12 protein-coding genes are annotated in these 12,475 nt (G+C 69.3%); 5 read left to right on the top strand and 7 right to left on the bottom strand.

What is annotated here, in order from left to right:
- Nucleotides 1-115: 115 nt before the first annotated feature.
- Entirely contained in the window at nt 116-304 is a 189-nt protein-coding gene (locus tag G4G93_RS18910; RefSeq protein WP_165086274.1) for a hypothetical protein, read from the bottom strand.
- A gap of 314 nt (nt 305-618) precedes the next feature.
- On the opposite strand from G4G93_RS18910, the gene parE reads away from it, so the two are divergent.
- Complete coding sequence (gene parE, locus G4G93_RS18905; RefSeq protein WP_165086272.1) at nt 619-2,718, top strand: DNA topoisomerase IV subunit B; 2,100 nt, start codon at nt 619-621, stop codon at nt 2,716-2,718.
- 303 nt (nt 2,719-3,021) lie between these two features.
- On the opposite strand, the gene G4G93_RS18900 is transcribed toward parE, so the two are convergent.
- A complete protein-coding gene (locus G4G93_RS18900) occupies nt 3,022-3,912 on the bottom strand; it encodes an outer membrane protein (RefSeq protein ID WP_165086270.1) in 891 nt (296 codons plus the stop codon).
- A gap of 221 nt (nt 3,913-4,133) precedes the next feature.
- On the opposite strand from G4G93_RS18900, the gene G4G93_RS18895 reads away from it, so the two are divergent.
- The 3 genes from G4G93_RS18895 (at nt 4,134) to G4G93_RS18885 (ending at nt 7,484) form a co-directional block, all read left to right on the top strand.
- Nucleotides 4,134-4,397, top strand: a complete 264-nt coding sequence (locus G4G93_RS18895; RefSeq protein WP_165086268.1) for a hypothetical protein — start codon at nt 4,134-4,136, stop codon at nt 4,395-4,397.
- A 276-nt stretch (nt 4,398-4,673) separates the two neighbouring features.
- The gene (locus G4G93_RS18890; protein WP_165086266.1) at nt 4,674-6,296 is read left to right on the top strand and encodes a DEAD/DEAH box helicase; all 1,623 of its coding nucleotides are present in this window, start codon (nt 4,674-4,676) and stop codon (nt 6,294-6,296) included.
- 123 nt (nt 6,297-6,419) lie between these two features.
- Nucleotides 6,420-7,484 carry a GGDEF domain-containing protein gene (locus tag G4G93_RS18885; protein ID WP_165086264.1) on the top strand — a complete coding sequence of 355 codons (1,065 nt, stop codon included), beginning with the start codon at nt 6,420-6,422 and terminating at the stop codon, nt 7,482-7,484.
- A gap of 43 nt (nt 7,485-7,527) precedes the next feature.
- Here G4G93_RS18885 and G4G93_RS18880 read toward each other — a convergent pair whose 3' ends face one another.
- Nucleotides 7,528-7,908, bottom strand: coding sequence for an iron-sulfur cluster assembly accessory protein (locus tag G4G93_RS18880; protein WP_165086262.1), 381 nt, complete (start codon nt 7,906-7,908; stop codon nt 7,528-7,530).
- Nucleotides 7,909-8,043: 135 nt separating this feature from the next.
- Here G4G93_RS18880 and G4G93_RS18875 point away from each other — a divergent pair, with 135 nt between their 5' ends.
- Nucleotides 8,044-8,637, top strand: a complete 594-nt coding sequence (locus tag G4G93_RS18875) for a Uma2 family endonuclease (protein ID WP_165086261.1) — start codon at nt 8,044-8,046, stop codon at nt 8,635-8,637.
- A 6-nt stretch (nt 8,638-8,643) separates the two neighbouring features.
- Here the strand turns inward: G4G93_RS18875 and G4G93_RS18870 are convergent, their stop codons facing one another.
- From G4G93_RS18870 to sufC, 4 genes are all read right to left on the bottom strand, one after another.
- Nucleotides 8,644-8,949 carry an SUF system Fe-S cluster assembly protein gene (locus tag G4G93_RS18870; RefSeq protein WP_246736883.1) on the bottom strand — a complete coding sequence of 102 codons (306 nt, stop codon included), beginning with the start codon at nt 8,947-8,949 and terminating at the stop codon, nt 8,644-8,646.
- A gap of 91 nt (nt 8,950-9,040) precedes the next feature.
- Nucleotides 9,041-10,285 (bottom strand): cysteine desulfurase, encoded by a 1,245-nt coding sequence (locus G4G93_RS18865; RefSeq protein ID WP_165086258.1) that lies wholly within the window; start codon nt 10,283-10,285, stop codon nt 9,041-9,043.
- 76 nt (nt 10,286-10,361) lie between these two features.
- On the bottom strand, nt 10,362-11,681 hold the full coding sequence (gene sufD, locus G4G93_RS18860; RefSeq protein ID WP_165086362.1) for a Fe-S cluster assembly protein SufD: 1,320 nt from the start codon (nt 11,679-11,681) through the stop codon (nt 10,362-10,364).
- Nucleotides 11,682-11,683: 2 nt separating this feature from the next.
- Nucleotides 11,684-12,436 carry a Fe-S cluster assembly ATPase SufC gene (sufC, locus tag G4G93_RS18855; protein ID WP_165086257.1) on the bottom strand — a complete coding sequence of 251 codons (753 nt, stop codon included), beginning with the start codon at nt 12,434-12,436 and terminating at the stop codon, nt 11,684-11,686.
- Between the last annotated feature and the right edge of the window lie 39 nt (nt 12,437-12,475).

Genomic DNA, 12,475 nt, shown 5'->3' with positions numbered 1-12,475 from the left:
GGCGCGGCGCAGCGGGAGCTAAGGCGGCGAGCCGTCCCGGCAATGGCCGGCCGGACGGCGGCTGTGGACGGCCGGTCCCGTGCCGCGCGGCAGCCGGCTCAGACGGTCCGGTAGGTCAGAGCGCCCATGCCAGAGTAGCGGCGACGGCGGCCACGACCGCGGCTCCCGTCGCCGTCATCGTCACCCGGCCGATCCCCGTCGCCACGGACGCGACACCATCCTCGGCATAACCGAAGACCTGGCCGGCGGCGTGCTCGGCGCGGGCGAGAGAGAGGTGACGGGCGTGGCGGTTGGCGGCTTTCATCGTCGGGACGCTCCTGCGGCGCGGGCCTCCCGTCGGCGGAGGATCGACCGTCCGGACAACGGGCGGTCATGGCCGAGGTTCCGGGGAGCGCTCGCGCGTCACGGCCCTTTAAGGGAATTTGTTTACGTCTCGGTGACTCTGGTACGGGTTCTGCTGCAGGCGGATCCGTGCCGCCGTTCGACACCGACCGACCACGCCCGTTCGCCACACCCCGACGCCGCCGGAAAACCCTTTTTGTTCCGCGTTTGTTCCGGTATAGGGAGAGGATGACCTCGAATGCTGCCAGAGCCCTTCCCCCATCGCGAGGCCGTCGCGTGAGCGAGGCCGCACGAGACCTGTTCGGACCGGGAGGGAAGCCACCTGCCGGCACGGAGCCCGCCGGCAAGGAACGTGCCGGCAAACCGCTGGACCCGCTCAAGGCGGAGGCCGTCAAGCGCGCGAAACCGGTTGCCGTGCCCCCGCCCGCGGAGGCGGCGGAGGCCGGCTACGACGCCTCGGCGATCGAGGTGCTGGAGGGGCTGGAGCCGGTGCGGCGCCGGCCCGGCATGTATATCGGCGGCACCGACGAGAAGGCGCTGCATCACCTGTTCGCCGAGGTGATCGACAACTCGATGGACGAGGCGGTGGCAGGCCATGCCAGCTTCATCGAGGTCGAGCTGGAGGAGAGCGGTTGCCTCGTCGTGACCGATAACGGCCGCGGCATCCCGGTCGACCCGCACCCGAAGTTTCCGGGCAAGTCGGCGCTCGAGGTCATCATGACCACGCTGCATGCCGGCGGAAAGTTCGATTCGAAGGTCTACGAGACCTCGGGCGGCCTGCACGGCGTCGGCATCTCGGTGGTGAACGCGCTGTCGGACGTGCTCGAGGTCGAGGTCGCCCGCAACCAGACCCTCTACCGCCAGACCTTCTCGCGCGGCCACGCGCAAGGGAACCTGGAGACGGTCGGGCGGGTACAGAACCGGCGCGGCACGAGGGTGCGCTTCCATCCGGATGCCGAGATCTTCGGCGAGCACAAGTTGGATCCGCGCCGCCTGTTCAAGATGGCGCGCTCGAAGGCCTACCTGTTCGGCGGGGTCGAGATCCGCTGGCGCTGCGCTCCGGCCCTCCTGGAGGGCGTCGAGAACGTGCCGGCGGAGGCCGTGCACCGCTTCCCGGCCGGCCTCAAGGACTATCTCGCCCGCGAGATCGACGGCAAGGAGCTGGTCGCCGACAACGTCTTCTCGGGCAAGGTCACCAAGCCGGGCAGCCACGGCTCGCTCGAATGGGCGGTGGCATGGCTGTCGAACGACGACGGCTTCTCCTCGTCCTATTGCAACACCATCCCGACGCCCGAGGGCGGCACCCACGAGAGCGGGATGCGGGTGGCCCTGCTGCGGGGCCTGCGCGACCACGCCGAGCGGGTCGGCCAGGTCAAGCGGATGGCCTCGGTCACCGCCGACGACGTGATGGCGACCTGCGCGGCGATGTTGTCGGTCTTCATCCGCGAGCCCGAGTTCCAGGGCCAGACCAAGGACAAGCTCGCGACGCTGGAGGCTTCCCGCATCGTCGAGGCGGCGATCCGCGACGCCTTCGACCACTGGCTCGCCGCCTCCCCGGCCCAGGCCAACAAGCTGCTCGACTGGGTGATCGACCGGGCCGAGGAACGCCTGCGCCGGCGCCAGGAGAAGGAGGTCGCCCGCAAATCCGCGACCCGCAAGCTGCGCCTGCCGGGCAAGCTCGCCGATTGCTCGAAGGCAGGGGCCGCCGGCTCCGAGATCTTCATCGTCGAGGGCGATTCGGCCGGCGGCTCGGCCAAGCAGGCCCGCGACCGCGCCACCCAGGCGATCCTGCCTCTGCGCGGCAAGATCCTCAACGTCGCCTCGGCGAGCCGGGACAAGCTCGGGGCGAACCAGCTCCTGTCGGACCTGATCCTGGCCCTCGGCTGCGGTATCGGCAATCACTACCGGCACGACGACCTTCGCTACGAGAAGGTCATCATCATGACCGACGCCGACGTCGACGGCGCCCACATCGCTTCGCTCCTGATCACCTTCTTCTACCGGCAGATGCCGAAGCTGATCGAGCAAGGCCACCTCTACCTGGCGGTCCCTCCCCTCTACCGGCTGACGCAAGGCGCCAAGAGCGCCTACGCCCGGGACGACCGCCACAAGGAGCAGTTGCTCAAGACCACGTTCAAGTCGGGCAAGGTCGAGATCGGCCGCTTCAAGGGCCTCGGGGAAATGATGCCGGGCCAGCTCAAGGAGACCACGATGGACCCGAAGAAGCGCACGCTGCTGCGGGTCGAGGTGGTGGAGGAGGCGAAGGACGCCACCGGCGACACGGTCGAGCGGCTGATGGGCAACAAGCCCGAGGCCCGCTTCGCCTTCATCTCCGAGCGGGCGGTCTTCGCCGACGAGATCGAACTCGACATCTGATATCGACGGCCCAAGATGCCGACGCACCGACGTCGCTCTCGGGCGGGCCCGAGAGCGACGGGATCCCGGGCTCGGCGAACCTTCAAGAACGGAACCGAAGCTCGTTTCCAACGACCGTCGATAGGAACCCGGGTCCCGGGGACGCCCCCTTACCGGACCCTGACGACGAAGAAGGCCCGGCCGCGAGAGCGGCCGGGCCTTCTTCGTCTGGGGCCGGACCGGCGCGGGGAGCACGGCCCCGCAACGCGAAAAGCCCGGCCGTGAGGCCGGGCTCCGCTCCGCCGCGGGGACGGAAGGTCGAGACTAGAAGCCGTTGAACTTGTAGTTCAGGCCGGCGCGGACCACCGCGAACTCGCTCTCGCGACGGTTCTGGGCGCCGCTGACGACGACCACGCCCGGGGAGGCGGTGGTGATCAGGGTGCCGGCGTTGTTGACGGCGAAGGCGCCGCCCAGACCGCCGCGGTCCAGGTTCACGTACAGGCCCTCGACCTTCACGGTCACGGCGTTCGAACGGAAGAAGTTCAGGAACGAGTCGGTGGGCAGAGCGTACTCGACGCCGCCGCCGACGGTCCAGCCGGTCTGGAAGTCGTCGGAGGAGCGGTTCGGCAGGCCGAACTCGCGGCCGCCGCCGGCGCCGTAGGCGAAGCCGCCGGTGGCGTAAACGAGGGTGCGGTCCCAGGCGTAGCCGACGCGACCACGGACGGTGCCGAAGAAGTCGAGGCCCGAGACGCCGTTCGGGTTGAACACCGACTGGGCGGCGCAGCACGGCACGGTGCCGGCATACGAGAACCGGTTCCGGTCACGGCCGAAATCGGCGTACTGGGCATCGGCCTCGATGCCGACCACGAAGCCGGCGCCCGGGGTGAACTGATAGTTGTAGCCGATCTGGCCGCCGCCGACGAAGCCGTCGGTGCTGTTGCGGTTGCCGAAGGCGAGCACGCCGGTGCCGGGGACGCCGCCGGGGCCGGCCGGGATCAGGCCGGTGCGGTTGTCGATGCCGACGACGGTCGCGGCGCGGGTGTCAGCGGTGTTGAAGCCGTAACCAGCGTTGAAACCGGCGTAGAAGCCGGTCCAGGTGAAGACCGGCACCGGCGTGAAGACCGGCGGCGGAGCGACGCGGCGCGGCAGGTCGGCCGCAGAGGCGGCCGCGGACAGGCCGACGAGGGCCACGGAGGCGAGGAGGATCTTCTTCATTCTCTGACTGGTCCTGATTGGCGAGAGCCGGCGCGCTTCTATCCCCGGTCGGTCACCCGGTCTGTCGCATTCCTGCAACGAGGCTGGGTTTTACCCCCCCACCCGTCAACGAAAGATGAATCGAAGGCGAGCGTCGGCGCAAAAAATCGAGGTGCTGGGGTCACTTCCGATTAACCATGATCGTCCAGCGTGCCGGCTCGCATTGCCGTTGAGAAACCGACATGGCCGCTTCCGGGCACGAGACCGCGCCGCCCTCCCTCGTCCGCCGCACCTCTCTCGTCGGGAAGACCTGGCGCATGGCCCTGGTCGCCGTCGCCCTGTCGCTGGCGGCGACGCAGTACCTCGCCTCGCGCAGGCCTGCCGGGTCCGGTCCGGGCGCGACCGCCGCGCTACGCGGCGGCACCGAACCGGAGACCACCGGATCGATCGCCGGAAGCGCGGCCGGCACCCGCCTCGACCCTTGCGCGGCGACGCCGCGGCCGTAGGGCGGGCACGTACGGCGATGTCCCGCGCGGCGAACCGTCCACCGTCGGGCGGGACGGATCGGCTCACAAATCACGGTCAGCCCTTGACAAATGGACTCGCATCGGGCGTGTCCTGCGGGCGGTCGCGTGCCCGACGCGACGGAGCAATGGCGTGAACGTCCCGCCTCGGCGATCCGGCGCGGGACAGGCTGCGAAACGACCTTGCCTCCCGGCCGTTGCCGCGACGGTTTCTCCGCGCCGGCCCGATCCGCCCGCGCGCAACGGTATCTCTTCAGGATGTCATTCGCCGAACTGGGTTTAAGCGAGAAGGTCCAGCAGGCCGTCGAGGCGGCAGGCTACACCACGCCGACCCCGATCCAAGCCCAAGCCATTCCGCACGTGCTCGCGCGGCGTGACGTCCTCGGCGTCGCCCAGACCGGCACCGGCAAGACGGCGGCGTTCACGCTGCCGATGCTCACGATGCTCGAACAGGGCCGGGCCCGGGCGCGGATGCCGCGCACGCTCGTGCTCGAACCGACCCGCGAGCTCGCCGCGCAGGTCGTCGAGAACTTCGAGCGCTACGGCACGAACCACAAGCTCAACGTGGCGCTGCTGATCGGCGGCGTCTCGTTCGCCGACCAGGATCTCAAGATCACCCGCGGCGTCGACGTGCTGATCGCAACGCCCGGCCGGCTGCTCGACCATTTCGAGCGCGGCAAGCTGCTGCTCACCGGCGTCGAGCTGCTCGTCATCGACGAGGCCGACCGGATGCTCGACATGGGGTTCATCCCCGACATCGAGCGGATCGTGAAGATGGTGCCGTTCACGCGCCAGACGTTGTTCTTCTCCGCGACGATGCCGCCGGAGATCCAGCGTCTCGCCGACGACTTCCTGCACAATCCGGTCCGCATCGAGGTGGCGCGCCCCGCCTCCACCGCCAGCACCATCACCCAGCGCCTGGTCGCGACGGGCCCCGAGGGACACCAGAAGCGCAAGACCCTGCGCAAGCTGATCCGGGCGGCGGAGGAGCTGAACAACGGTATCGTCTTCTGCAACCGCAAGCGCGACGTCGCGCAGCTGCAGAAGTCGCTGTCGAACCATGGCTTCAACGTCGCGGCCCTGCACGGCGACATGGACCAGCGCGCCCGCATGGCGGCGCTCGACGCGTTCCGCTCCGGCGAGGTGCCGCTGCTCGTCGCTAGCGACGTGGCCGCCCGCGGCCTCGACATCCCGGCGGTGAGCCACGTCTTCAACTTCGACGTGCCGCACCACGCCGAGGATTACGTCCACCGGATCGGCCGCACCGGCCGGGCGGGCCGCTCCGGCGCCGCCTTCACCCTGGTCGGCCGCGGCGACGAGAAATCGCTCGCGGCGATCGAGACGCTGATCGGCCAGCCGATCCCTTGGGCGGAAGGCGACCTCGCCAGCCTGCCGGAGGACGAGGCACCCGAGCCGGGCGAGCGCCGCGGCCGCAACGGTCGCGGCCGACGGTCCGAAGGATCGCGCGCCGAAGGATCCCGCTCCGAGGGATCCCGCGGCGAAGGACGCCGCGAGGAAAGAAGCCGGGACGAGGGCCGGCGCGACGAGACGCGCCGGCGGCGCGCCCGCAGCCCACGGCCGGAGGAGGACGCGGCTCCGTCCCGCGCCAACGGCGAGGCGCCGCGCCCGTCCGAGGAGCGCCGCATGCCGGACGAGCGCCGTCCCCAGGCCGCACGGCGGTCACAGGACGACCGGCGTCCCCAAGAGGATCGGCGTCCCCAGGAGGATCGACGCCCGCACGACGACCGTTCCGCCGGCCGGCGGAGCGGCCGGCATCGCGACGACGACGCGATGCCGGAGGCGGAGATCGGCATGGGGGCTCACGTCCCTGCCTTCCTGCTACGGCCGGTTGTGCTGAAGAAGCGCACAGAGAGCGAATAGTCCGCGGATTTCGCGCCGGTGGGCGCTTCATGCGGTAACGCTTTAACTGCTTCTCCACCGACCGAGCTTACAGGTCGGAGCTAGGCGCCGACATCAAGACGGCGCCCAGCGCGGAGACGTTCGATGCCCGACATGAGCAGCGCCGAGCTTGATCGGAGCTTCCTGTTCGGTCAGCGGGCGATGGAACTGATGAAGGCGTACTGCTCACCGGCGACGCCGCGCAGCTACGCCGTGTGGTACACCTACGTGGCCGGCCTGAACCCGCCCCTCAACGAGGCGATCAAGCGGATCACCACCGAGCACGCGGTGCTCACCGACCGGACCATCGACCAGCTGTTCGAGACCTATCTCGACGGCAAGCGGCTGGCCTCCGAGACCGAGCGGGCCAGTGCCGGGGTGCTCACCGAGATCGAGCAGATCATGGAGATGCTGGATGCGGCGCTCGGCTCCACGGCCCGCTACGGCGCCTCGCTCCAGGCGTTCAGCCAGGATCTCGCGGCGCCGGCGGTGAACCGCGCCCGGGTGCGGGAGATCGTGTCCTCGCTCGTCGTCACCACCCGGGACGTGGCGGCCAACAACCGCACCCTCGAGGCGCGGATGCGCGAAAGCCGCACCGAGATCGAGACCCTGCGCGAGACCCTGGAGGCGGTCCGCGTCGAGTCCCTCACCGACCCCCTCACCGGCATCGGCAACCGCAAGCATTTCGAGGAAATGCTGCACAAGGCCGTCGACCACGCCGCCGTGCAGGGCCAGTCGCTCTGCCTCGTCGTGCTCGACATCGACCACTTCAAGCGCTTCAACGACCTCTACGGCCACCTTACCGGCGACCAGGTGCTGCGGCTCGTGGCGATGACGATGCGCGAATGCGTCGGAGCGCGGGCCACCATCGCGCGGTTCGGCGGCGAGGAGTTCGGGATCATCCTGCCGGATTGCGACAGGGTTGACGCCCGCGATGTGGCCGAGAAGGTCCGTACCAGCGTGATGGGGCGCGAACTGGTCAAGCGCTCCACCGGCGAAAGCCTGGGGCGGATTACCATCTCGGTCGGGCTGGCGGTCTACCGCCGCGGCGACACGGCGGTGTCGCTGCTGGAGCGCGCCGACCATTGCATGTTCACGGCCAAGCGCTCGGGCCGCAACCGCGTGGTCGACGATGCCGTCGCGGCCGAGACGATGAACGACGTCGCCTGAGCGGGGCCGGGCGGCGCAGGTCGCGCCGCCCTCCCCTGCGGGGTCAGGCGTGGGCGGAGGCCAGAGCGTTCGGGTCGGCCGGCGTGATCGCGACCGATTCGCCGCAGCCGCAGGCCGAAGTCTGGTTCGGATTGTTGAACACGAAATGCGACGCCAGCTTCGTGGTCTGGAAGTCCATCTCGGTGCCGAGCAGGAACAGCACCGCCTTCGGGTCGATGAAGACGCGGACGCCCTTGTCCTCGATCACGTCCTCGCCGGGCTTTCGGTCCTCGGCATATTCCATCGTGTAGCTCATCCCGGCGCAGCCGCCGTTCTTGACCCCGACGCGCAGGCCCGCGATCGGGCGTTCGGCGTCGGCCATGATGCCCTTGATCCGCTCGGCGGCGGCCTCGGTCAGCGACATCACCTTGAAGCTCGGTGCCATGTTCAAAACTCTCTCCGACGGCCGGGTTCAAGGCCCAGGCGGTTGAGGCGTGAGGTCACGTCTCGGAAGATAAGCATCCCGTTGCCGATGGTCCACCGGAGGGATGTGCTAGGGTAGGCCGTCACGGAGGCGGCGATGGCGGATGCGGCGCGGCGGCGGATGACGCCGGAGGAGTTCTTTCGGTGGCAGGAGGGCCAGGACGAGCCGTTCGAGCTCGTGGACGGCGTTCCGGTACCGAAGCATCGGATGATGACCGGGGCGAGCGTCCAGCATGATCGGGTGACGGTGAACGTCATCATCACCTTGGGCAATCAGCTTCGCGGCTCACGCTGCCGGCCGACGACGGACGATGTGTCGCTGCGCACCAGCATCACGACGATCCGGCGGCCCGACGTCACGGTCGAGTGTGGCGAATTGGTCTACGACACCCACGAGTCCCGCGAGCCGCGCCTCGTCGTCGAGGTCGCCTCCCCGTCCACCACCGCCGTCGACAGGACCGTGAAGCTGGAGGAGTACAAGCGCCATCCGACGCTCCGGTACATCCTGCTTCTCGAGACCGTGGCCCCCGTCGCCCTGCTCTATCGCCGCGAGGCGGAGAGCTGGCAACCGGAGCTGTTCGAAGGCCTCGATGCCGTGATCGCCTTGCCGGAGATCGGCGCGAGCCTGGCGCTGGCAGAGGTCTATGACGGCCTCACCTTCGCACCGCGCATCACCGACGCGATGCGCTGAACTCGCTCACCACATGTCGAGGGCGATGCGGGCCTCGTCCGACATCCGGCTCTGGTCCCACGGCGGGTCGAACACCATGGTGACGCTGCACCCTGCGATCCCCGGCACCGCCGAGACGGCGTTCTCGACCCAGCCCGGCATCTCGCCGGCGACCGGGCAGCCCGGCGCGGTCAGGGTCATGTCGATGGCGACGCTACGGTCGTCGGCGATGTCGACCCGGTAGATCAGGCCGAGCTCGTAAATGTCGGCCGGGATCTCCGGATCGTAGACGGACTTGAGCGCCGCCACGATGCCGTCGGTCAGGCGGTCCATCTCCTCCGGAGGGATCGCGGAGCCGCTCACCTGAGCGTTCACCGGCGGGGTCGTCGCGCCGCTCGCGGCGGGGGTATCGGTCATGGGGTCCTCACGCGAACATCCGTTCGGCCCGGGTCAGGGCCGAAACGAGGGCGTCGATCTCCGCCGTCGTATTATACAGGCCGAACGAGGCGCGACAGGTGGAAGTGGTGCCGAAGCGCTTGAGCAGCGGCATGGCGCAGTGGGTGCCGGCCCGCACCGCGACGCCCTGGCGGTCGATCACCGTCGCGACGTCGTGGGCGTGCGCGCCCTTCATCTCGAACGAGATCACCGCGCCCTTCTCCCGGGCCGTGCCGATGATCCGCAGGTTGTTCATCCCCCGCAACCGCTCCTGCGCATAGGCGAGGAGATGCGCCTCGTGGGCGGCGATGCGCTCGCGGCCGAGGCTCATCATGAATTCGAGCGCCGCGCCGAGACCGATCGCCTCGATGATCGCCGGGGTGCCGGCCTCGAAGCGGTGCGGGGGCGCATTGTAGGTAATGCGCTCCTCCTCGACGATCTCGATCATCTCGCCGCCGCCCTGGTAGGGCGGCAGGCGCTCCAGCCACTCCTTCTTGCCGTAGAGCACGCCGATGCCGGTCGGCCCGTAGACCTTGTGGCCGGTGAAGACGAAGAAGTCGCAATCGAGGGCCTGGACGTCGATCGCCTGGTGGACCGCGCTCTGGGCACCGTCGAGCAGCACCGGCACGCCATGGGCGTGCGCGATGCGGACGATCTCGGCCGCCGGCGTGACGGTGCCGAGAACGTTCGACATGTGGCTGATCGCCACCATCTTGGTCCGGGCTGAGAACAGCTTCTCGAATTCCTCGACCAGGAAGTTGCCCTCGTCGTCGACGGGAGCGAATTTCACCACGGCGCCGCGGCGCTCGCGCAGGAAGTGCCAGGGCACGATGTTGGAATGGTGCTCCATGATCGACAGGATGATCTCGTCACCCTCGCCGATCAGCCCGGCCCAGCCCATGCAGGTCGCGACCAGATTGTAGGCCTCGGTCGCGTTGCGGGTGAAGATGATCTCGTCGGTGGAGCGGGCATTGAGGAACTGGCGCGTCGTCTCGCGCGCGCCTTCGAAGCCCTCCGTCGCGGCATTCGCCATGAAGTGCAGGCCGCGATGCACGTTGGCGTAGGCCGTCTCCATCGCGCCCGACATGGCGTCGATCACCGCCCGCGGTTTCTGCGCCGAGGCGGCGTTGTCGAGATAGACCAGCGGCTTGCCGTAGACCTGCTGCGACAGGATCGGGAATTGCGCCCGGATCGCCTCGACGTCGTAGGGGGTCTGGAGGACGGGTGCGTTCATCTCGGGCTCTCGTGCAGGGCGTGAGAGAGGGGCCGGCCCGCAGGCCGGCCCGGTCGTATGTGCAAGCCGCGCAGGCTCAGCCGCGGCGAGCGAGCCAGGCCTCGGTCTCGGCGATCATCGCCGCGCGGGCCCCCTCGTGGGTGACCGCCTCGATCGCCTCGCCGAGGAAGGCCTGGACCAGCAGGCTCTCGGCCTGGGCGCGGGGCAGGCCGCGCGCCATCAGGTAGAACAGGAGGTCGTCGTCCGGCGCGCCGCAGGTGGCGCCGTGGCCGCAGGCCACGTCGTCGGCGAAGATCTCCAGCTCCGGCTTGTTCATCATCTGCCCCTCGTCGGTGAGGAGGAGGCAGTCCGACTTCATCTTGCCGTCGGTCTTCTGGGCGATCTGCCGGACGATGATCTTGCCCTGGAACACGCCAGTGGCGTCGCCGTCGATCACCGTCTTGAACTGCTCGCGGCTGATGCCGCCCAGAGCCGCGTGGTCGGCGAGCAAGGTCGAGTCGGCGAGCTGGCCGTCGCGGATCATCGCGGCGCCGTTGACGGTGGCGGTCGCGTCGTCGCCCGTGAAGTGCAGGTAGAGCTGGTGGCGCGACAGCACCGCCCCGGTCACCACGTTGACGGTCTCGATATGCGAGCCGGCACCGAGGCGGGCCGAGACGGTCGAGAGCGCGATGGCGGCATCGCCCTCGATGTTGAGCCGGCTGTGGAGCACGCGGGCACGGTCGCCGACCACGACGTCGAGGACGTCGTTGGGCTGGTAAGCGATCCCGTCCGGGCCCTCGTGGCTCTCCAGCAGAGTCACCTCGGACTCCTCGCCGGCCACGACCAGCACGCGGGTCGCGGTCGAGAACGCAGCCTCCCCGGTGCCGATGAAGCGCAGGTGCAGGGCCCGCTCGATCTTGGCGCCGGAGGCAACCCGGATCACCGCCCCGTCCGCCATGAAGGCGGCGTTGAGCTGGTAGATTGGGTTCTCGCGGGTCTGCTCGACCGGGGCGAGGTGATCGAGGAGCGGGTGACCCTCGGCCATCGCCTTCGCAAACGGCACCACCTCCAGGCCGTCCGGCAGGCCCGCGAGGTCGGAGAGCGCCGGCACGAGGTGGCCGTTGACGAAGGTCAGGCGCGCGGCCTCGATCCCGGCAAAGCCCCGGGCGGTCTTGACCGCGTTGCGGGCGGTCTCAGGCTCAGGCGCCTCAGCCGGCGGCGCCGCCTCGCGGAGAGCGGCACGCAGGTCGGTGTACTTGAACGCCTCGACGCGGCGGTGCGGCAGGCCCGCCGCCTCGAAATAGCGGAACGCCTCCTCGCGGGCGATGGCCGCCCCCGGGAGCTTGAGCCGCTGGACCTCGAACAGCTTCGACAGCCCGGTCTCGGCGGCGGTGCGGAGGGTGGTGACGTCGGCCATGGTCACGCGGCCTCGTTCGTCCGGTACTCGGCGTAGCCCGACGCCTCGAGCTCGAGGGCGAGCTCCTTGCCGCCGGACTTCACCACCCGGCCCTGCGCCATCACGTGCACGGTGTCGGGCACGATGTGGTTGAGCAGGCGCTGGTAGTGGGTGATGACCAGGAAGCTGCGGTTCTGGGCCCGCAGCGCGTTCACGCCCTCGGAGACGATGCGCAGCGCGTCGATGTCGAGGCCGGAATCGGTCTCGTCGAGGACGCAGAAGCGCGGCGACAGGAGCGCCATCTGCAGGATCTCCATGCGCTTCTTCTCGCCGCCGGAGAATCCCACATTGAGGGCGCGCTTGAGCATCTCGCGGTTGATCTCGAGCTTGTCGGCGGCCGCGAAGACCTGGCGCATGAAGTCGGGCGTGGTCAACTCGTCCTCGCCGCGGGTCTTGCGCTGGGCGTTCATCGCCGCCTTGAGGAACGTCATGGTGCCGACGCCCGGGATCTCCAGCGGGTACTGGAAGGCCAGGAAGATGCCGGCGGCGGCGCGGGCATCGGCCTCCATGTCCAGGATGTTCTCGCCGTCGAGCAGGATCTCGCCGTCGAGGACCTCGTAGTCTTCCTTGCCGGCGATGACGTAGGACAGGGTCGACTTGCCGGAGCCGTTCGGCCCCATGATGGCGGCGACCTCGCCGTCGTTGACGGTCAGGCTCAGGCCGTTGAGGATCCGCTTGTCCTCGATGTTGACGACCAGGTTCTTGATTTCGAGCATGGTAAAGCAGTCCTGACGGGAGTGGCCGGGCGGCACAGC

Origin of the sequence: Methylobacterium sp. DB0501 (genome assembly GCF_011043735.1) — a bacterium.
Taxonomy (GTDB): domain Bacteria; phylum Pseudomonadota; class Alphaproteobacteria; order Rhizobiales; family Beijerinckiaceae; genus Methylobacterium; species Methylobacterium alsaeris.
The sequence above is the reverse complement of the archived record's forward strand: the minus strand, read 5'-3'. Positions and strand labels throughout refer to the sequence as shown.

Excerpts from the sequence above, each read along its gene's own strand:
- G4G93_RS18910 (WP_165086274.1), bottom strand. The coding sequence starts at position 304 with ATGAAAGCCGCCAACCGCCACGCCCGTCACCTCTCTCTCGCCCGCGCC.
- G4G93_RS18900 (WP_165086270.1), bottom strand. The coding sequence starts at position 3,912 with ATGAAGAAGATCCTCCTCGCCTCCGTGGCCCTCGTCGGCCTGTCCGCG.
- G4G93_RS18895 (WP_165086268.1), top strand. The coding sequence starts at position 4,134 with ATGGCCGCTTCCGGGCACGAGACCGCGCCGCCCTCCCTCGTCCGCCGC.
- G4G93_RS18890 (WP_165086266.1), top strand. The coding sequence starts at position 4,674 with ATGTCATTCGCCGAACTGGGTTTAAGCGAGAAGGTCCAGCAGGCCGTC.
- G4G93_RS18885 (WP_165086264.1), top strand. The coding sequence starts at position 6,420 with ATGCCCGACATGAGCAGCGCCGAGCTTGATCGGAGCTTCCTGTTCGGT.
- G4G93_RS18880 (WP_165086262.1), bottom strand. The coding sequence starts at position 7,908 with ATGGCACCGAGCTTCAAGGTGATGTCGCTGACCGAGGCCGCCGCCGAG.
- G4G93_RS18875 (WP_165086261.1), top strand. The coding sequence starts at position 8,044 with ATGGCGGATGCGGCGCGGCGGCGGATGACGCCGGAGGAGTTCTTTCGG.
- G4G93_RS18870 (WP_246736883.1), bottom strand. The coding sequence starts at position 8,949 with ATGGACCGCCTGACCGACGGCATCGTGGCGGCGCTCAAGTCCGTCTAC.
- G4G93_RS18865 (WP_165086258.1), bottom strand. The coding sequence starts at position 10,285 with ATGAACGCACCCGTCCTCCAGACCCCCTACGACGTCGAGGCGATCCGG.
- sufD (WP_165086362.1), bottom strand. The coding sequence starts at position 11,681 with ATGGCCGACGTCACCACCCTCCGCACCGCCGCCGAGACCGGGCTGTCG.
- sufC (WP_165086257.1), bottom strand. The coding sequence starts at position 12,436 with ATGCTCGAAATCAAGAACCTGGTCGTCAACATCGAGGACAAGCGGATC.